This is a genomic window from Mucilaginibacter gossypiicola, from assembly GCF_900110105.1.
GTDB lineage: Bacteria > Bacteroidota > Bacteroidia > Sphingobacteriales > Sphingobacteriaceae > Mucilaginibacter > Mucilaginibacter gossypiicola.
The window spans coordinates 181,840-200,893 of the sequence record NZ_FOCL01000011.1 but is presented as its reverse complement, the minus strand read 5'-3'; the positions used below and the strand labels follow the sequence as shown (position 1 = coordinate 200,893).

Genomic DNA, 19,054 nt, shown 5'->3' with positions numbered 1-19,054 from the left:
ATTTCCATGCAACAGTTTTCTTATCCAACTTACAGGAAATCATTAGCAAACCAGCCCAGGAGAAAATCCATCATGAAGTTTCTAAGCGCAAATACGATTATCAAATAAATAAAAACACCGCTATTGGCATTATGAAGAACAGGGTCATAGGCCTTTTACTTTTTAAAGATCCCGAAAAAATATTAATCCAATTACAAAACCTCTTTGCTCAATATATTGAACCAGTAAGGCCAAACAGAAAACTGCCAAGAGTGAAAAAGCTCAAACGAAGGTCTGGCAAATACAAAACCTTAACCAATTACAAAAGAGCTATATAGTTCCTTAACTTAATGACATTGGGATACCGGCCTGTGGCTAATGCGTTGTGCAGTATGAGCGGATAGCCCGGCCGCAGGCAACGCCCATATTCTGAACCGGGATTTGGGTGGATTTTTCGGATGTACAAGGTTTTTTTGTCTGAACCGGAATTTATTGAATTGAAGGAATAGACAGAATGCTTAGTAAATTCAATAAATTCCCTTAATTCAATAAATTCGAGTTCAGACAATCCCCTCTCCAAAAATAAATCTCCAAAACCCTGCATAATATATTAATCCTGTTATATTTGATTACATATAAACCAAACTCATTCCTGTGATTTGGGTTATCTACTAACACCCTAACAGGTTATCTATATCATGGCCAAAAAAACAACTAAAACCGAAAATCCCTTACCGGATGCAAAACCTGTAAAGGAAAAAAAAGCCGTCACTAAGGTCAAAGCCGATAAAGTAACGCCTGAAACAGGAAGCCCGGAGCCAAAAAAAACAGTTAAGGTAAAAGCTCCTGCAGCCGAAAAGCCTGTAGCCGAAAAGAAAGCTGCTTCGGCAAAAGCCAAAACAGTTGCAGCCGAAAAGCCTGCCGCCGAGAAGAAGGCCCCCTCAGCTAAAGCTGTGAAAGCCGAAAAGCCTGCTGAAGCTGCTCCGGCGAAGCCAGTACAGCTTAAAGCCGTTGAATCATACAGCCGTTTTACTGATTTTGATATTAGTTTATTTAAATCGGGAAAGCATTACAAGCTATACGAAAAACTGGGTTCGCACGTGGTGGAATACCAGGGTGTTGTGGGTACTTATTTTGCCGTTTGGGCACCGAATGCGCAATACGTGTCGGTAATCGGCAATTTCAATGGCTGGAACCGTGGTTCACACAGTTTGAATGCCCGTTGGGATTCGTCGGGGATTTGGGAAGGGTTTATACCAAATATTGGTGTTGGCGAAACCTATAAATATTTTATCAATTCATCGAGCGGCGAAGACCTGGAAAAAAGCGATCCCTTTGCTTTACGCTGGGAATTGCCGCCACGCACTGCCTCAATAGTTGCTGATACTTTTTATGAGTGGAAGGATCAGGACTGGATGAAAAACCGTCATGAGCATAATGCGTTGGATAAACCATATTCGGTTTATGAGGTGCATTTGGGCTCATGGGCCCGCAACTGGGAAAGCCCGGATGAGTTTTTGACGTACACACAGCTGGCAGAAAAACTGGTTCCGTATGTAAAAGATATGGGCTTTACACATGTAGAATTCATGCCAATAATGGAGCACCCGTACTACCCAAGCTGGGGTTACCAGGTGAGTGGTTATTTTGCTGCGGCATCGCGTTATGGCACACCACAGGAGCTGATGTACCTGATTGAGGAGTTTCACAAGGCAGGTATTGGTGTGATACTGGATTGGGTGCCTTCACATTTTCCGGGTGATATCCATGCGCTTTACAGGTTTGATGGCACGCACCTTTATGAGCATGCTGATGCTCGCAAAGGTTTCCACCCCGATTGGAAATCATACATATTTAACTACGGACGTAACGAGGTTAGGGCTTTCCTGATCAGTAACGCTTTATTTTGGTTAGATAGATACCATGCAGACGGTTTACGTGTAGATGCCGTGGCATCGATGCTGTACCTTGACTACTCTCGCAAACATGGCGAATGGGAAGCTAACATGTATGGCGGCAACGAAAACCTCGAAGCGATATCCTTCCTGAAGGAATTTAATGAGGCTGTTTACAGTCATTTCCCATCGGTACAAACCATTGCCGAGGAGTCTACTTCGTTTACAGGCGTTAGCCGTCCGGTTTACTTGGGTGGTTTAGGCTTTGGTATGAAGTGGATGATGGGTTGGATGCATGATACTATTGGTTATTTTAAAGAAGACCCGATACACCGCAAGTATCACCATAACGAAATTACTTTTAGCACGATATACGCCTTTACCGAAAACTTTATGCTACCGTTCTCGCATGACGAGGTGGTATACGGCAAAGGCAGTATGCTACGCAAAATGCCGGGTGACGAGTGGAGGCAGTTTGCCAATTTACGTTTGATGTACGGTTATATGTTCACCCATCCCGGCGCTAAACTGTTGTTTATGGGGGCCGAGTTTGGTCAGGGTGATGAATGGAATTTTGGGCAGTCGTTGCAATGGCATGTACTTCAGTATCCTAATCACCGTGGAATAAGTGAAACAGTTAAGGCGCTTAACCACCTGTACCGGGATGAACCTGCATTATACGAAAAAGCGTTTTCGTTTGATGGCTTTGAGTGGGTTGACGGTGGCAACGCCAATGATTCCATACTGGTGTACCGCCGGATGGGGCATGATAGTAAAAACGACTTGATGATTGTGCTGAACATGACCCCTGTTATCCGCAAGGATTACCGCATTGGTGTACCTGCAGCCGGTAAATGGAAAGAGATATTTAACTCCGACCAGGAGAAATATTGGGGCAGCGGCATTATTAATTATGATGCCGTAAATTCTGAACCTGTTAAATGGCATGGCAAAGCGCAGTCTATCAAAATAACAATACCGCCATTGGCGGCGGCTGTGTTTAAACTGGCACCCGATGTGCCTTCTAAATATGAATTGAAGAAATAGATCTGTTTGAACAAAGACTTACGAAGTTTTTAAAACTTCGTAAGTCTTTGTTATGATATACTTATTGTTATCCTGAGTAGGTAAAATCCGGATGCCTTTGAAGGTAAAATGGCATTAACTTTTATTGTCATCCTGAGGAACGAAGGATCTTCTTTACCTTGCATAGCGACTCTGTATCTTGTAGAAGATTCTTCGCTATCGCTCAGAATGACAAAGAAACAAGTTCAGCATGGTGTTGTTAAGTTTATAAATAATAATGAACCCCAAATTCAAATATCTTTATCTCATAGGTGGCATAGTAGCCACCATATTGTTTATTGTGCAAATTGTAGCTACGTATCCCAAGCCTAATACAGTTGGAGTGATCCTTGGTGCTCTGCCGGCTTTGGCCTTGTTTTACTTATCGTACAAGGCTTATCATGTTAAAAAGGATAATGAGTTGATGTGATTTTTCTACGCTGAAATCATCTTCTTACTGCGGGCCTTATGTAGAGCAGGGAAGAGCTTTAGACGCTATTTATCATAAGCATCACATCGTCTGAACATAATAAACTGTTTCAAAGCCATAAAATCACCTTTCACTATCCATGATTCGGCGTGTTTAGTGACTTCATCAAGACCGTCATTCCATTGCCGATTATTAAAAACACATTCGCCTATTATAGTGCCATCGGCTCGTTTAGAAATATAAATTTTTAACGAGTTAAATTTATTGTCGATTAAAACCGATTTAATTTTATCTCTTAAAATTTCAAAAAGATAGATTCCGTCCGGCATTTCGCCCCATTGTCCTTGCACCATCAGGTCGCCTATTTTAGGATGCCAAAGTATCTCCCGTTCATTTGTAATTACCAGCATATCAGTTTCCGGCTCATGAGTATCTGTAAAGCCTCCTATTATTGCTGAAAACACAAAGTTGACATAATTATCTAAAGCCGAAGTGATCCTCTTATCCATTGTTTCGCCAATACCGGCTAAACATTCATATATGCCTTGCTCAAGATATATAGGATGCCTTGTTAAAATATTAAGTTGTATTAAAAATGGATGCGCATCAGGAACATCAATAATTGAGGTAGAAATTTCTAAGCCCGAATTTAATATTAAAGTAAGATGTTGCGGATGGCGTTCAACCTCATGCCCCATTTCAATTAACCTGTCTTTAAGTCCCTCTATCAGGTAGTCATTATAATCACTATACTTTGTAACAGGCTCTTCTTTCTGGAGTTGTGCAATTGGTTGGATTTGTTCTGTTTGTTTTCTCTTAAAAAGGTCGAATAGCCCCATAATTACTTTTTGCTGTGATCACTGGTTTAGTTATTCTATCAAAAGTAAGTATGATTTTTTATTATTCACATCCGTTCGTTCGTAATTGCTTATGGCGGGTATTATCACCACACACTTGTTTATCAAGCGTCTCCGACCAAGAATCGCCCGGGCATGATGCGGAGGCACAAGTAAGCTCCTACACGGACAGCCGCAGAATATTTGCGCCACGGAAAAACGTATTTTATCTTTAATGCTTACTTAGCCGGAAAATGTTGACCAATCACAAAAATTGCAGCCATCAACGCAATAATAGCGCCCAACACTCCCCATAATTGAGCGGGTTTCATGTTCGAAACTAAATCACCGATAGTTAATTCATCAGGAACAACTTTCTTTTTTTGAGCAGCTGCATCGTTTTTACCGATATTGAGGGCCTCTACTTTATTCTTCCAACTCGCCAAAACTCCATTAAACTCCACAGTGGATAATGAACTTTGGTTGAGTTTTGCCGTCATCACATACCAATCATTACCTTTTTCTAACAACCCTTCAGCGCGTATGCCGTCTTCTACTATGACTAAAATCGGCAGATTTTTGGCGTATGCAATTGCCGATTCAATTTGATTCCAGGGGGTGGCAAATTTAGTTGCAGAGAGTGTTACTTCATTAACACTGCCACGCTTTTCGATACCGCTTTCAAAATAGGTCCGCTCAAGCGCGATAACCAAAATGCCTGAGCATTCATCCATCAAACTTTTTATTGATTTTAAAGGCGAATCGGAACTGAATGTATTTCTTCCGATTGTATTGGGAATCAAATTTTCGCTTCTAAGCCGGTCTTCTATAGATTTTACAAAATCTTCCTGCTGCGGGGTTGAAGTGCCTCCAACGCTAATAAAAACTTTTGGTTGATCCATGGCAATTGAAAATAAGGTGGCTTGTTATTGGTTGATAATCAGATTTGTAATTGTATGTAAGTTAATTATAATACTTAAGCAATACAAGATGAGAAGCAATGCTTCACCGCCCCGGTGATGCTTTAGTTTTTGCCGGTAAAAGAATTATAAATCGGAATCGAACGTCTGAAATCTGAAATTGAGCTACTCCACAACCGCACAATTGCTGTTCGAAAACGAACACTTTCGTAGATTGGGATTTTTGATAAATGATTGATAGTCAATTATTTGTAATTAAGGCATGCAATTGGCTGAATTTCAGGCATAAACCGTTACAATTATGCTTAAAAATTACCTGCTGGTTGCTTTCAGAAACCTATCTAAAAATAAAGCCTTCTCCGCTATTAATATAGTAGGACTGGCCATTGGTATGGCAGCGTGCCTGCTCATCTTACAATATGTTAGCTTTGAGCTTAGTTATGACAATTTTCATGTCAAAAAAGATCGTGTATTCCGCATCAATCAGGATAGGTATAACAACGGCAAGTTAAGCACGCAATGGGCTGGCGGAGCTTTTGCACCCGGAACAGCCTTTAAAGCTGAACTCCCCGAAATTGAGGAATATGTGAAAATTTTGGGTGCAGGCCAAACCATTGCTACCCACAAGGATGAGAAAATGGTGATCCAGAATGTTTACTATGTAAGTGATGCCTTTTTCAAAACGTTCACTTTTCCGTTGATAAACGGCGATCCTAATACGGCACTTAAAGAACCTAACACGGCTGTAATTACCCGGCAAATTGCTGATAAACTTTTTCACGGCATAAACCCGGTTGGCCAAACCTTGTACATCAATACAGATAAGCCGCTTAAAATTACCGGTGTAATGAATAATATGCCTGCCAATACGCACATGAATTTTGAAATCCTGCAATCATATGCTACGTTTCTGAAAGAAAACCCGCCAAATAAAGATGATAACATCGATAACGCCTGGCTAAATGATGGCTGTACAACTTACCTGTTGTTAAAGCCCGGCGTCGATCCGCGTAAGTTGGAGGCTAAATTTCTCCCTATTGTGAAAAAAGCTTATGATAAGTATCCCGGCTCGGGCGAAGGTGGTATTTATACGCTGCAGCCGGTTAAGGATATCCACCTGTACTCTAACCGGATGCTGGAGTTTCAGCCCAATGGCGATGGCAAATCGGTGTACCTGCTGTTGGGTATCGCCATTTTCGTGATCGTCATAGCCTGGATCAATTATATTAACCTGGCTACGGCCCGTGGTATTGGCAGGGCCAAAGAGGTTGGTGTACGTAAAACCCTCGGCTCGGCAAAAGCGCAGCTTATTGCCCAGTTTATGCTGGAAGCCATGATGCTGAACGCCATGGCTATTGGGCTTGCGTTGTTGATTATCATGGCTTGCTTGCCTGCATTCGCCAACATTTCCGGTATGCACATGGGCTTTACCTTGTTTACTAAATCCGCTTTTTGGCTGGCGGTTTTGGGGATCTTTGTGTTGGGTTCGTTCTTCAGCGGTTTTTACCCTGCGTTGGTGTTATCAGCATTCAGACCGGTTGAAATAATGAAGGGCAAGATCCTGGCATCGCCGGGGGGCGTAATATTGCGTAAGGGAATGGTGGTATTCCAATTTGCGGCATCCATATTTTTGCTGATAGGCTCGCTTACCGTGTTCAAGCAGCTTAAATACATGCAGAGCCAAAAGTTAGGGGTAAGAATAGATCAAACTATTGTTATCAAAGCGCCACTGGTTAAGGTAGATTCGTTTTATCGCAGCATGAGCTCGTTTAAGCACGAATGCCTGGCGCAAAGCGCCGTTAAAAGCGTAACGGTATCTACTTCAATCCCCGGCGGACCTGTAGGCTGGAATGCGGGCGGTATTAAACTGGTAGGCTCCGATCAAAGCACAAGCAAACAATACCGTATCATCGGTGCCGATTATGATTACCTCAACGCCTACGATATTAAGTTGATTGCCGGTCGTAAGTTTTCGAAAGAGTTTGGCGACGAGCGGCACAAGGTGGTCTTTACTAAAAAAGGGGTTGAACAGTTAGGCTTTAACAAACCTGCCGACGCCCTGGGCAAACGCATTGATTTTTGGGGAGATGTGTATGAAATAATAGGCGTAGCCGATAATTTCCACCAGCAATCGTTACATGATGCTTATGATGCTATGATCTTCCGTTTTATCCCCGATGTGCGGGGGCCGGTATCGGTAAAGGTAAGCACAACCAATATGCCCCAAACCATTGCCGATTTAAAGAAAACCTGGGCCAGCTTTTTCCCTGGTGATCAGTTTGATTATTTCTTCTTAGATCAGTTTTTCAATAAACAATACCAAACCGACCAACGCTTTGGGCAGGTGTTTGGCGTATTTACCGGCATAGCCATTTTTGTAGCCTGTTTGGGTTTATTCGGCCTGGTATCATACACCATTGTACAACGTACCAAAGAGATAGGTATCCGCAAGGTATTGGGCGCTTCGGTAAACAGTATTTTGAGGCTTCTGTATAAAGACTTTGCCCTGCTGGTAGTGGTTTCCTTTGTGATATCCGCTCCCATAGGCTGGTATGCCATTCACCAATGGCTGCAAACCTATGCCTTCCGGATGGATATTAACCTCTTGCTGTTTGTTATCCCGTTTTTCCTGGTATTGCTGGTAGCTTTTGCAACGGTATCATTCCTGAGCGTGAAAGCAGCACTGATGAACCCGGTGAAGAGTTTGAAAACGGAGTAGAAGAGAGAAAGAGGCAGGAAGTCAAGAAGTCAAGAGTCAGGAGGCAAGAGACATACCTCCTTCACCACCACGTCATTGCGAGGTACGAAGCAATCCCCGATTTACAGAGCGGCTAAGCAAATCCCCCTGTACAGTTCGCGATTGCTTCGTTCCTCACAATGACGTGTTTAGATGATACAGTTCGCGATTCTTCCTTCCCCGCGATGACGGATAGGGAATTGGTTGCCCTAACCCCCAAACATTTACAATTCGCTGTTGGTTGGCTGTTTGCACAGTATCAACTAATTACGTTATTTGCTTTATGCCTGTTTTAACTGCACCCGAAAAAAATGTAATCCCTACTTTCACCCTGCAACAAAATAGCGGGCGGGGTAATACAATGATAGATGTGCGCGAGGCCGGTGGACAATGTGGTGAGTTTAGGCTCGATCCCGCATTTCTGCAGCCTCACCGTAAGGACTATTACTTTTTTGTACTGGTTAAAAGTGGCGATAACCGCCATTGGATAGATTTTGTACCGTATACGGTAAAGCCCAATACCTTCTATTTTACGGTTCCGCAGCAAATACACCTCAAAGAGCATTCTGCCCCTATGGAGGGCTTAATGATGAGCTTTACCAACGAATTTTTGCAATTGGAAGATAATCGCATACTTCAACAACTTCCTATTATACAAAACCCCGCTGCCGCACACGAAATACAGCTTAGCCCTGCAGATCTGACCTTTGTAGAGGATACCATGCGCAAAATGCTGATTGAATTTAATGCCGATGGCACCTGGCGCAACCAGATGCTTACCTCCTGGTTGCGGGTGCTGGTGATATACCTGAGCAGGCTGTACAGTGAGCAGTATAATGAAACCTGCGTTACGCTAAACTATTGCCTGCTGAAAAGCTTTCAGGCACTTATTGGCGAGCATTATGCCACCCAGCATGATGTTGCCGCCTATGCCGAAAAGCTGAACCTCACACCCGGGCATTTTACGGAAGTTATTAAACAGCAAAGCGGCAAAACGGCCATTGCCCACATTCATGAGCGCCTTATTGTTGAAGCCAAACGTCGCCTGCTGCATACCGAACTATCGGTAAAGCAAATTGCCGATGAGCTTGGTTTTGAGGATGCAGCCTACTTTAACCGCTTCTTCAAACGCTTAACTGATACCACGCCGATAGCTTTCAGGATGGAAATCCGGGAAATGTACAGTTAATGCCCTGCTATGTGCAGCGGTAAAAATATCTGCCCGCCATAGCTTTGTGTTATGGAAAAACAAACAGTTTTAATAACAGGAGCCAATAAAGGTATTGGCCTGGAAAGTGCCCGCCAACTGGCTAATGCCGGTTACTACATTTACCTGGGCAGCCGTGATCAGAATAGGGGGCAAAAGGCAGTTGAGCAGCTTAAAGCCGAAGGCTTAAATGACGTTGAATTATTGCTGATAGATGTTACCGACGAAGCATCAGTACAAAAAGCTCATGATGAATTAGCAACTAAAATAGACCATCTTGATGTGCTCATCAATAATGCGGGTATTCCCGGGGCTTTCCCGCAAAAGGCTGATACTGTAAGTGACGATACCATGAAGGAAGTTTTTGAAGTTAACTTTTTCGGTGTGATCCGCACTGTGCGTATTTTCATCGACCTGGTTAAAAAGTCGCCAAATCCGCGTATTGTGAACGTAACATCCGATCTGGGTTCGTTAACCTATCATAACGATCCTAATTGGGAACATTACGAGGTTAAGTCGGCAGCTTATGGTCCGTCGAAAACGGCGTTAAATGCCTATACCGTAGCATTGGCTTATGACCTTAAAGACCAGGTTAAAGTAAACATGGTAAATCCCGGATATACCAATACCGAGTTTAACGGCAACCGAGGCCCCAAGCCCGTTGAAGATGGTGCAGCGCCAATAGTAAAATACGCCATGATTGGTGCTGACGGCCCAACAGGTAAATACTTTAGCGATTACGGCGAAAGCCCGTGGTAAATTTAAGAGGCAAGAGTCAAGAAGTAAGAAAAACAATCTCTGCCGCGGGTTTAGCGCAGCGTAACCCGTGGTTATACATGATTGAAGTTTCCAACTTCAACAGTTTAAGCTAAAGACCTTACCTATGCTTCCAATAGTATCATTACCCCATAGCATTGAATTTAAAAGCGGTCTCCGAAAAATTCGGGGCCGTTTTTTTTAATGTATTTTTATTTAGTTGACAAAGTCAACTAAATTGTTTTGTTTTGCGAATGAAAAATATAGTTGGTAACAGAAAGCATACAAGCAGATGAATACACTAATAAAACCCGATCTCGCTGCCATTAAAATCAGAAATAAGCTACTTCCCGGCGATTTGGGCTACATCGCTCATATTCACGGCGATCTTTACGCCAGAGAATGCGGGTATGGGTTGAATTTTGAAGCCTATGTGCTTCAGGGTTTAAAGGATTTTGCCCTTGAATATGATGAAGCCAAAGATAAAGTGTGGATTTGCGAACATGGGAGCAGGATTGTCGGTTGCCTGGTGGCCCAGCACAGGAGCGATGTCTTACAATTGCGTTATTTTATCTTTTTGCCCGAATACCGTGGTATAGGTTTAGGAAAGAAGCTGATGGAGGAGTTTCTGGATTTTATGAAATCAGGCTCTTACAGTAATGCCTATCTCTGGACAACAGAAGAACAGCATTCGGCAATTGCTTTGTACTCCAGGTACGGGTTTAAGCTCAGTGATGAAAAACCATCCGCTGCCTTTGGAAAAGAATTGGTTGAAAGACGATATGATTTGGTGTTAAATCAATGATCAGGCATGGACATTCAACAACATATCCAGGAAATAAGGACGTTTAACAGGTTCTATACCGATCTCATTGGCCTGCTTGACAAACATTTGCTCAACAGCGAGTACTCCCTTGCCGAAGCCCGGATTCTTTATGAGATTTTTACCGCAAAGCAGCTGAGTGCATCAGATATCATTTATAGGTTAAGTATAGATAAAGGTTATCTGAGCCGTATTTTAAAGAAATTTGAGAAAGAGGATTTGATTGTCAGGAAGCCCTCAGAAGAAGACGCCCGTGTATCTATGCTTTCACTCACGGATGCCGGCCTAAAGGTTTTCTTCGGTCTGAATGAAGCCTCTGAAAAACAAATATTGGCATTAATCTCCCCTATGTCAATTGAACAGTTGGATGAATTGGTTAAACATATGATGGCTATAACCGGTCTGTTAGAAAAGCAAAGCCGGTAATTGTAATCGATTATTGCTACTGGTGATAGAAAATAATCAAAAGTATCAACCCGCTATCAGGAAATCCTTAAATCCTAAAAATCAAGGTTCAAAATAATTTGCCATATTTGCCACGATGCAAAAAGGTAAGCTACTAATTATTGATGACGAGGAACGCCTCCGTAACCTGCTTGCGCGTATTTTGCAGTTGGAAGGCCATGAGGTAATAACTGCAGGTACCGGCAAAGAAGGCCTTAAAAAATTGCAACAGGATACCATACATGTGGTATTGAGCGACGTAAAGCTGCCTGATATTGATGGTATTACCCTTTCCGAAACCATCAAAAAAAACTATCCCAATACCGAAATCATTGTATTAACTGCTTACGGCACTATCAATGATGGCGTCAAAGCCATAAAAGCGGGCGCGTTTGACTATATCACTAAGGGCGATGATAATGAAAAGATTATCCCGCTGGTAAGCAAGGCCATGGATAAAGCCCTGCTACAACAAAAAGTTGCTGAACTGGAAAGCAAATTGAATGATAAGTTCGGCTTTGATAGACTAATCGGCAAATCAACAGCCATCAGTGATGTGATCAAACTGGCCCAAAAGGTGGCACTTACCGATACTACCGTATTACTATTGGGAGAAACCGGCACAGGTAAGGAGATTTTTGCAGAAGCTATTCATCAGGCCAGCAACCGTAGTGCTAAATCATTTGTAGCTGTAAACTGCAGTGCATTCACTAAAGAGTTATTGGAAAGTGAATTATTCGGCCATAAAGCAGGCTCGTTTACCGGTGCTGTAAAAGATAAAAAAGGCCTGTTTGAAGAGGCCAACGGTGGCACCATATTTTTAGATGAGATAGGGGAGCTCGACCATGATCTGCAAGCCAAATTGCTCCGTGTATTGGAATCGCAGCAGTTTATTAAGATTGGAGATACCAAACCTACACAGGTTAATGTGCGTATTCTTGCGGCTACTAACCGCAATTTATTGAATGAGATCAATGACGGCCATTTCCGGTCGGATTTATATTACCGTCTTTCTGTATTTCAGATCACCCTGCCTGCTCTGCGCGAGCGTAAAAAAGATATCAAACTACTGGCAGAATTCTTTATGCAGCATTTTGCGCTTAAAGTAAAAAAGCAGGTAAATGTTTTGAGCGACGAGTTTATAGAAAAACTTGAGGCTTACGCCTGGCCCGGCAATATCCGCGAGCTAAAAAATATAGTGGAACGAGCTGTTATCTTGACGGATAGCAATGTACTTGACGAAAGCTTGCTCCCGTATGAAATTCAACAGCAACAGGTAAAAAGCGGGGCCCCAATTTCGGCTTTTGATCTTTCATCTGTAGAGAAACTGCATATTCAACGAGTTTTAAACCATACCCACGGTAACCGCGCTGAGGCAGCTCATCTGCTAAATATTGGGGTAGCAACGCTGTACAGGAAGTTGAAGGAATATAATTTGGAATAATTTCGGATTTCGGAATTTCGATTTCGGATTTTCTAAAGTTTTAACACATTATGCCGACGCTCGGCTCCAGCCGAGTGTCGACTATCAAGCGGCCTCTGGCCGCCGTACCCCATCTGCCGCAGGTTTAGCGATAGCGTAACCTGTGGTGCGGTATATTTTAAGCTTTCAGCTTAAATTTGAAGCTGAAAGCTTCAGTTGTGCTTAACCACGGGTTACGCTATCGCTAAACCCGCGGCAGCTAAGATATCCAAGCAAAACGCAATCCCACTTTGATAATCACCTATCAAAATGATAGTTTAAATCCCCTTAAATAAATAAAATAACATTTTTAAGTCTGTATAAGTAATTAATAAGCAGTTATTTATGTTGGTTTTAATTTTCTTGGCATCCGCTTGGCAAAGCCCTTTGCAAAAACACATAAAAATGGATGCTTTACTCACAATCGCTTACCTGGCCACATTTGTAGTGGTATTCTGGATCTTTTTTAAATCTGTAACATACTTCGAAAAAATCTAAAGTCATGGCAGCATTATTCATTGTAGCAATAGCCGTGTTCATTTACATGGTATACGTACTTCTCAAACCCGAAAAATTTTAAAATTAAACGATGAACACTGAACTAACGGGTGTAATTTTCACCTACCTGCTCACCTTAGCCCTCGCCATTCCCCTTGGCCGCTACATAGCTAAGGTATTTAAGGGCGAAAAGACCTGGCTTGATTTTCTGGCCCCGCTTGATCGTTTTATTTTCCGCTTCAGCGGTATCGACACCAAACGCGAAATGAACTGGAAACAGCACCTGCTGGCCCTGCTTACCATTAACAGCGTTTGGTTAATATATGCTTTTGTTTGTTTAATGGCTCAAGGGCATCTGCCGTTAAATCCGGATGCAAACCCTGGGCAATCGGCAGATACGGCTTTTAATACCGCTATCAGCTTTTTGGTGAACTGTAATCTGCAGCATTACTCGGGCGAAAGCGGCGCTACCTACTTTACACAGCATTTTGTATTCATGTTCCTGCACTTTGTATCGGCAGCAACCGGCATTGCTGCATTGGTGGTAGTGTTCAGGGCCATGAAAGATAAGGTAACTGATAAGCTGGGTAACTTCTGGGAGTACTTTGTAAAATCCATCACCCGTGTATTATTACCTATTTCGTTTGTAATAGCGGTGATCTTCGCTTTTAATGGCATGACCACCAGCTATGCAGGTAAAGATACCTTCATTAGTATGCAGGGCGATACCGTTCACGTTTCCCGCGGACCGGTTGCTCCACTGGTTGCAATTAAGCACTTAGGTACCAATGGTGGCGGCTGGTTTGGTGCAAACTCGGCCCATCCAATCGAAAATCCTAACTATTTAACCAATACTGTCGAGCTGGTAGCACAATGTGTTATCCCTATCGCTTTGGTGTTTGCATTAGGTTTCTATCTCAATAAAAAGAAATTTGCTTATGTCATATTCGGTGTGATGACGCTGGGAATGTTGATGCTGCTGATCCCTACCATGAATGCCGAGCTGCATGGCAACCCTGCTATCGCAAAAATGGGCATCAGCCAGCCAAATGGTGCTATGGAGGGTAAAGAGGTGAGGTTTGGCCCGGCTAACTCCGCTTACTGGAGCATTATGACTACCATTATCTCTACAGGCTCAGTAAACTCCATGCATGATAGCGCTATGCCTGTTTCGGGCACGATGATGCTGTTGGGGATGATGGTTAACTGTTTTTATGGCGGCTGTGGCGTTGGTATCCTCAATTTTTACATTTTTATCATTGTCGCGGTATTTATCTCCGGGTTAATGGTTGGTCGTACGCCGGAGTTTTTAGGTAGAAAGATAGAGGCCAGGGAAATGAAAATAGCTTCATTGATAGCTTTACTTCACCCGTTCATCATCCTGGTAGGTTTAGCCATATCGTCATACTTTTTAGTTAACGTGGCTGGTGCCGATTGGGCTGTTAAACCTTCGGCATGGTTAAATAACCCGGGTACACATGGTTTCTCCGAAATGCTGTACGAATACACCTCATCGGCAGCCAACAACGGTTCGGGCTTTGAAGGCCTGGGCGACGGCAATATTTTCTGGAACTACACTACAGGTATCGTGATGATATTGGGCAGGTTCCTGCCAATAATTGGTCCGCTGGCAATAGCCGGTTTATTAGCCAACAAAAAATATATCCCGGAATCAGCCGGTACCCTAAAGAGTGATACCTCAACTTTCGGGTTGATGATCTTCGCGGTGATCGTAATTATTGCGGCGCTGTCATTTTTCCCGTCGCTGGCTTTAGGCCCTATTGCTGAACATTTTTCATTAAAATAATCATGAACTCAACTCAAAATACATTGTTCCAGGGCGATCAGATGAGGGATGCTTTAAAACAGTCCTTCATTAAACTAAACCCACGCGTCCTGTTCCGTAACCCGGTGATGTTCACCGTGGAAATTGGTACGGTTGTAATGCTGATAGTAAGCCTGTTTTCGCTTACCAATAAGGGCCAGGGTAGCTTTGGCTACAACTTTACTGTGTTTATCATATTATTATTAACCGTGTTGTTCGCCAATTTTGCCGAGGCCATTGCCGAGGCACGTGGTAAGGCACAAGCCGAAAGCCTCCGCAAAACCCGCGAGGAGACACCTGCACGTTTACTGGTTAATGGTAAAGAAGAAAGGGTAATGTCGTCACAGCTTAAAAAAGGTGACGTATTTATTTGCGAAGCAGGCGATAATATTCCAACCGATGGCGAGATCATTGAAGGTATCGCTACCATTGATGAATCAGCTATCACAGGCGAATCTGCTCCGGTGATCCGTGAGGCAGGCGGCGATAAATCATCAGTTACCGGTGGTACCAAAGTATTGTCCGACAGGATAAAAGTAATGGTAACTACCCAGCCTGGCGAAAGCTTCCTGGATAAAATGATTGCGCTGGTAGAAGGTGCATCGCGCCAGAAAACCCCTAACGAGATTGCCCTGACCATTTTGTTGGCGGGTTTTACGCTGATCTTTGTTATCGTGTGCGTTACCCTGAAGCCTTTCGGCGATTACTCTAACACGCCCATCACTATAGCTGCTTTTATATCGTTGTTTGTTTGTTTGATCCCTACCACTATCGGTGGCCTCTTATCGGCCATCGGTATTGCCGGGATGGACAGGGCTTTACGTGCCAACGTAATTACCAAAAGCGGTAAAGCTGTTGAAACTGCCGGCGACTTAGACACTTTGTTGCTGGATAAAACAGGTACCATTACCATTGGTAATCGTAAAGCCACCAGCTTTTACCCAACAGCAGGTGTAAGCGAACAGGATTTTGTAATGGCCTGTGTATTAAGTTCACTGGCTGATGAAACCCCTGAAGGAAAGTCGATTGTAGAACTTGCCGAACAAGGCCCCCACAAACTAAAAATATATGCTCCGGCCGATTCGGTATTCATCAAGTTTACCGCCGAAACCCGTTCGAGCGGCTTAGATACCCCTGATGGTTTGCGGATTCGTAAAGGTGCTTTCGACTCTATCCGTAACATGGCCCTGAAGGCCGGCAACCCGTTCCCTGCTGATGTGGAAGAGAATGTCAAAAAGATCTCCTCAAATGGTGGTACCCCGCTGGTTGTATCACAAAATGAAAAGATCATGGGTGTAATAGAGTTGCAGGATATCATTAAAACCGGTATTGCCGAACGTTTTGAGCGTCTGCGTAAAATGGGTGTTAAAACGGTGATGGTAACCGGTGACAACCCGCTTACCGCCAAATTTATTGCCGAAAAAGCCGGTGTAGATGATTTTATTGCCGAGGCCAAGCCGGAGGATAAAATGAACTACATTAAAAAAGAACAACAAGGCGGCAAACTGGTAGCCATGATGGGCGACGGCACAAACGATGCCCCCGCGCTGGCGCAGGCCGATGTTGGTGTTGCCATGAACAGCGGTACACAGGCCGCCAAAGAAGCCGGTAACATGGTTGACCTGGATAACGACCCAACCAAGCTGATTGAAATTGTTGAAATTGGCAAACAGTTGTTGATGACCCGTGGTACGCTAACAACCTTCAGTATCGCCAATGATGTGGCTAAATACTTCGCCATTGTTCCTGCATTGTTTATGGTATCCATGCCGGCACTAAAAGCGCTGAATATTATGGATTTGCATAGCCCGCAATCGGCCATACTTTCGGCGGTAATATTTAACGCTATTATTATTCCGCTGTTGATACCATTGGCTTTGCGTGGTGTTGAATACAAGCCGATTGGTGCAAGTGCGCTGTTACGCCGTAACCTGCTTATTTATGGCTTAGGCGGTATCATTATACCTTTTATAGGCATTAAATTAATTGATTTAGCTGTTTCATTATTCATATAAACTAAATGAGCCGGGGACGTGGGGTATGGATTTAGGGCGACAGATAAGCTTTAACTACCATCCGTCACAAACCCCACGTTCCCAAACTCATCTCTAAAAAATTAAATAAAATGAAAACATATTTGTTGCCATCCATCAAGCTGACTTTAATACTCATTGTATTGTTGGCCGGTATATATCCTTTAGCCATAGCCGGTATTGGTAAATTCACTCCGGGTAAAGGCGATGGCGAAACCATTAGCTATAAAGGCCGTGTAGTTGGTTACGCCAACATAGGCCAGAAATTTACTAAAGATGAATATTTCTGGGGCCGTCCGTCTGCGGTTGATTATAATGCTGCCGGTTCGGGAGGTTCAAACAAAGGCCCTTCAAACCCTGATTATTTGAAACAGGTTGAGGGAAGGATAGAAGATTTTATGAAACACAACCCCGGCGTAACCCGCTCACAGATTCCAGTCGAACTGGTTACAGCTTCGGGTAGCGGTCTGGACCCTGATCTTTCACCTGCCGGTGCAAAAGTTCAGGTAGCCCGTGTAGCCAAAGTTCGTGGTTTACCGGTTGATGCGGTAAATAAACTGGTTGATGAGCATACCGAACAGCCTTTGCTTGGTCTGTTTGGCCCGGCTAAGGTAAATGTATTGAAATTGAATGTGGCTTTGGATGGGTTGAAGAAGTAAGCTTCTAATTTATGTCATTGCGAGGAGGAACGACGAAGCAATCGCACGGAAGCAAAGCCGCTCTGTATAGCACGCGATTGCTTCGTTCCTCGCAATGACATGGTTTGGTAATATCGATAACGAATATAAAAGCAAAAGCACCGGGACGTGCGATTCCCCTCTTGAGAGGGGCGGAGGGGTGTGTTGCTCGTCACGCGATGAAACACACCCCAACAGCCGCACTATCCCATCACTCCCACTCTCAAGAGGGGAATTAAAAAATAAAATTGATAAATTTAAAAGTCGCCCTGTTTAGAGGGATTGCCTTATGAGCGAAGAAACCAAAGAGCAGTCGGTTGAGCATTTCCTGGAGCTGATTAAAAAATCACGGCGAGGGAAGTTCAAGGTATACATTGGCATGAGTGCGGGTGTGGGTAAAACCTACCGGATGCTGCAGGAGGCTCAAACCTTGTTGCGCAATGGTATCGACGTGAAAATTGGTTACATCGAAACGCATAACCGGAAAGAAACCCATGCCCTGCTGGAAGGTTTGCCTGTGATACCCCGCCGTAAATTGTTTTACCGCGGTAAGGAACTGGAAGAGATGGACCTGAAAGCGGTGATAAGCCTGCGCCCCGAGGTGGTTATAGTTGATGAGCTTGCCCACACCAATATTGAAGGTAGTAGTAACGAAAAACGCTGGCAGGATGTAATGGAAATCCTGAATGCGGGTATAAACGTGATCAGTGCGGTAAATATTCAGCATATGGAAAGCCTCAATGAGGAGGTGCAGCGGATAACCGGCGCTACTATCAATGAACGTGTACCTGATAAAGTGCTGCAACTGGCCGACGAGGTGGTAAACATCGATTTAACGGCCGATGAACTGATAGAGCGCCTGAAAGAGGGTAAGATATATGATGAAAAAAAGATCCCGACCGCGCTAAGTAACTTTTTCCAGGTTGAGCGGATCTTGCAGTTACGTGAGCTGGCCTTGCGTGAGGTGGCCCACCAGGTAGAACGGAAGATTGACATTGAAGTGCCCAAAACTATTAAGTTGCGCCCCGAGTTATTTTTAGCCTGTATCAGCACCAATGATGAGTCGGCTAAGATTATTATCCGTAAAACGGCAAGGTTATCGTCATATTATCGCTCCAAATGGTATTTGCTTTATGTGCAAACCTCGCGCGAGAGCGGCGATAAGATTAACTTAGCCGCGCAAAGGCATCTTATTAATAATATGAAACTGGCCACGCAATTGGGTGGGGAAGTGCTGAAGATAAAGAGCGATCATGTGGCCCGCACCATTTGGGAAACGGCCGAAAAATATGATATTACCACAATTTGTATTGGCAAGCCGCGGTTTAAATTTTACCAGCTTATCATGAAAACAGCAGTGTTTACACAGCTACTAAATAAAATGTCGAAAACTGATATTGACCTTGTAATACTCTCATAGCCATGACCATAAAAAATAAACTCCGGGCAGGAATCGGATTCCTGTTT

The 19,054-nt window shown here is 43.6% G+C and carries 16 protein-coding genes; 14 read left to right on the top strand and 2 right to left on the bottom strand.

Annotation, left to right across the window (positions count from 1 at the left end):
- From BMX50_RS34800 to BMX50_RS27805, 3 genes are all read left to right on the top strand, one after another.
- Window positions 1-317, top strand: a 317-nt coding sequence (locus BMX50_RS34800; RefSeq protein WP_208864816.1) for a hypothetical protein, incomplete at its 5' end; no start/stop codon positions are given.
- A 360-nt stretch (window positions 318-677) separates the two neighbouring features.
- Window positions 678-2,921, top strand: a complete 2,244-nt coding sequence (glgB, locus tag BMX50_RS27810) for a 1,4-alpha-glucan branching protein GlgB (RefSeq protein ID WP_091218329.1) — start codon at window positions 678-680, stop codon at window positions 2,919-2,921.
- 256 nt (window positions 2,922-3,177) lie between these two features.
- Entirely contained in the window at window positions 3,178-3,369 is a 192-nt protein-coding gene (locus BMX50_RS27805) for a hypothetical protein (protein WP_091163041.1), read from the top strand.
- Between the two features lie 65 nt (window positions 3,370-3,434).
- On the opposite strand, the gene BMX50_RS27800 is transcribed toward BMX50_RS27805, so the two are convergent.
- Both BMX50_RS27800 and BMX50_RS27795 read right to left on the bottom strand, forming a co-directional pair.
- A complete protein-coding gene (locus BMX50_RS27800) occupies window positions 3,435-4,208 on the bottom strand; it encodes a DUF6348 family protein (RefSeq protein ID WP_091218325.1) in 774 nt (257 codons plus the stop codon).
- A gap of 236 nt (window positions 4,209-4,444) precedes the next feature.
- Window positions 4,445-5,107, bottom strand: a complete 663-nt coding sequence (locus BMX50_RS27795; RefSeq protein ID WP_091218319.1) for a hypothetical protein — start codon at window positions 5,105-5,107, stop codon at window positions 4,445-4,447.
- A 319-nt stretch (window positions 5,108-5,426) separates the two neighbouring features.
- Here BMX50_RS27795 and BMX50_RS27790 point away from each other — a divergent pair, with 319 nt between their 5' ends.
- The 11 genes from BMX50_RS27790 to BMX50_RS27740 all read left to right on the top strand — a co-directional run bounded on the left by BMX50_RS27790 (window position 5,427) and on the right by BMX50_RS27740 (window position 19,007).
- Window positions 5,427-7,844 (top strand): ABC transporter permease, encoded by a 2,418-nt coding sequence (locus BMX50_RS27790; RefSeq protein ID WP_091218316.1) that lies wholly within the window; start codon window positions 5,427-5,429, stop codon window positions 7,842-7,844.
- A gap of 301 nt (window positions 7,845-8,145) precedes the next feature.
- A complete protein-coding gene (locus BMX50_RS27785) occupies window positions 8,146-9,051 on the top strand; it encodes a helix-turn-helix domain-containing protein (RefSeq protein WP_091218313.1) in 906 nt (301 codons plus the stop codon).
- Window positions 9,052-9,102: 51 nt separating this feature from the next.
- Entirely contained in the window at window positions 9,103-9,828 is a 726-nt protein-coding gene (locus BMX50_RS27780) for an SDR family oxidoreductase (protein WP_091218310.1), read from the top strand.
- 289 nt (window positions 9,829-10,117) lie between these two features.
- On the top strand, window positions 10,118-10,630 hold the full coding sequence (locus tag BMX50_RS27775) for a GNAT family N-acetyltransferase (RefSeq protein ID WP_091218307.1): 513 nt from the start codon (window positions 10,118-10,120) through the stop codon (window positions 10,628-10,630).
- Between the two features lie 6 nt (window positions 10,631-10,636).
- Window positions 10,637-11,074 carry a MarR family winged helix-turn-helix transcriptional regulator gene (locus BMX50_RS27770; protein ID WP_091218303.1) on the top strand — a complete coding sequence of 146 codons (438 nt, stop codon included), beginning with the start codon at window positions 10,637-10,639 and terminating at the stop codon, window positions 11,072-11,074.
- 115 nt (window positions 11,075-11,189) lie between these two features.
- A complete protein-coding gene (locus BMX50_RS27765; protein WP_091218300.1) occupies window positions 11,190-12,536 on the top strand; it encodes a sigma-54-dependent transcriptional regulator in 1,347 nt (448 codons plus the stop codon).
- Between the two features lie 520 nt (window positions 12,537-13,056).
- Window positions 13,057-13,134: a K(+)-transporting ATPase subunit F gene (kdpF, locus tag BMX50_RS35225; RefSeq protein WP_083879072.1), complete on the top strand. Its 78-nt coding sequence runs from the start codon at window positions 13,057-13,059 to the stop codon at window positions 13,132-13,134.
- Between the two features lie 9 nt (window positions 13,135-13,143).
- Entirely contained in the window at window positions 13,144-14,859 is a 1,716-nt protein-coding gene (gene kdpA, locus BMX50_RS27755; protein WP_091218297.1) for a potassium-transporting ATPase subunit KdpA, read from the top strand.
- A gap of 2 nt (window positions 14,860-14,861) precedes the next feature.
- A complete protein-coding gene (gene kdpB / locus BMX50_RS27750) occupies window positions 14,862-16,892 on the top strand; it encodes a potassium-transporting ATPase subunit KdpB (protein WP_091218294.1) in 2,031 nt (676 codons plus the stop codon).
- Between the two features lie 110 nt (window positions 16,893-17,002).
- Window positions 17,003-17,569: a K(+)-transporting ATPase subunit C gene (locus BMX50_RS27745; protein ID WP_091218290.1), complete on the top strand. Its 567-nt coding sequence runs from the start codon at window positions 17,003-17,005 to the stop codon at window positions 17,567-17,569.
- 307 nt (window positions 17,570-17,876) lie between these two features.
- Window positions 17,877-19,007: a histidine kinase gene (locus tag BMX50_RS27740; protein ID WP_091218287.1), complete on the top strand. Its 1,131-nt coding sequence runs from the start codon at window positions 17,877-17,879 to the stop codon at window positions 19,005-19,007.
- The last annotated feature ends 47 nt before the right edge of the window (window positions 19,008-19,054 follow it).

Bases quoted from the DNA above. Each gene is read 5' to 3' on its own strand.
- BMX50_RS27785 (WP_091218313.1), top strand. From the start codon at position 8,146: ATGCCTGTTTTAACTGCACCCGAAAAAAATGTAATCCCTACTTTCACC.
- BMX50_RS27805 (WP_091163041.1), top strand. From the start codon at position 3,178: ATGAACCCCAAATTCAAATATCTTTATCTCATAGGTGGCATAGTAGCC.
- BMX50_RS27790 (WP_091218316.1), top strand. From the start codon at position 5,427: ATGCTTAAAAATTACCTGCTGGTTGCTTTCAGAAACCTATCTAAAAAT.
- BMX50_RS27800 (WP_091218325.1), bottom strand. From the start codon at position 4,208: ATGGGGCTATTCGACCTTTTTAAGAGAAAACAAACAGAACAAATCCAA.
- BMX50_RS27740 (WP_091218287.1), top strand. From the start codon at position 17,877: ATGAGCGAAGAAACCAAAGAGCAGTCGGTTGAGCATTTCCTGGAGCTG.
- kdpB (WP_091218294.1), top strand. From the start codon at position 14,862: ATGAACTCAACTCAAAATACATTGTTCCAGGGCGATCAGATGAGGGAT.
- BMX50_RS27770 (WP_091218303.1), top strand. From the start codon at position 10,637: ATGGACATTCAACAACATATCCAGGAAATAAGGACGTTTAACAGGTTC.
- BMX50_RS27775 (WP_091218307.1), top strand. From the start codon at position 10,118: ATGAATACACTAATAAAACCCGATCTCGCTGCCATTAAAATCAGAAAT.
- BMX50_RS27745 (WP_091218290.1), top strand. From the start codon at position 17,003: ATGAAAACATATTTGTTGCCATCCATCAAGCTGACTTTAATACTCATT.
- glgB (WP_091218329.1), top strand. From the start codon at position 678: ATGGCCAAAAAAACAACTAAAACCGAAAATCCCTTACCGGATGCAAAA.
- kdpF (WP_083879072.1), top strand. From the start codon at position 13,057: ATGGCAGCATTATTCATTGTAGCAATAGCCGTGTTCATTTACATGGTA.
- BMX50_RS27780 (WP_091218310.1), top strand. From the start codon at position 9,103: ATGGAAAAACAAACAGTTTTAATAACAGGAGCCAATAAAGGTATTGGC.
- BMX50_RS27765 (WP_091218300.1), top strand. From the start codon at position 11,190: ATGCAAAAAGGTAAGCTACTAATTATTGATGACGAGGAACGCCTCCGT.
- kdpA (WP_091218297.1), top strand. From the start codon at position 13,144: ATGAACACTGAACTAACGGGTGTAATTTTCACCTACCTGCTCACCTTA.
- BMX50_RS27795 (WP_091218319.1), bottom strand. From the start codon at position 5,107: ATGGATCAACCAAAAGTTTTTATTAGCGTTGGAGGCACTTCAACCCCG.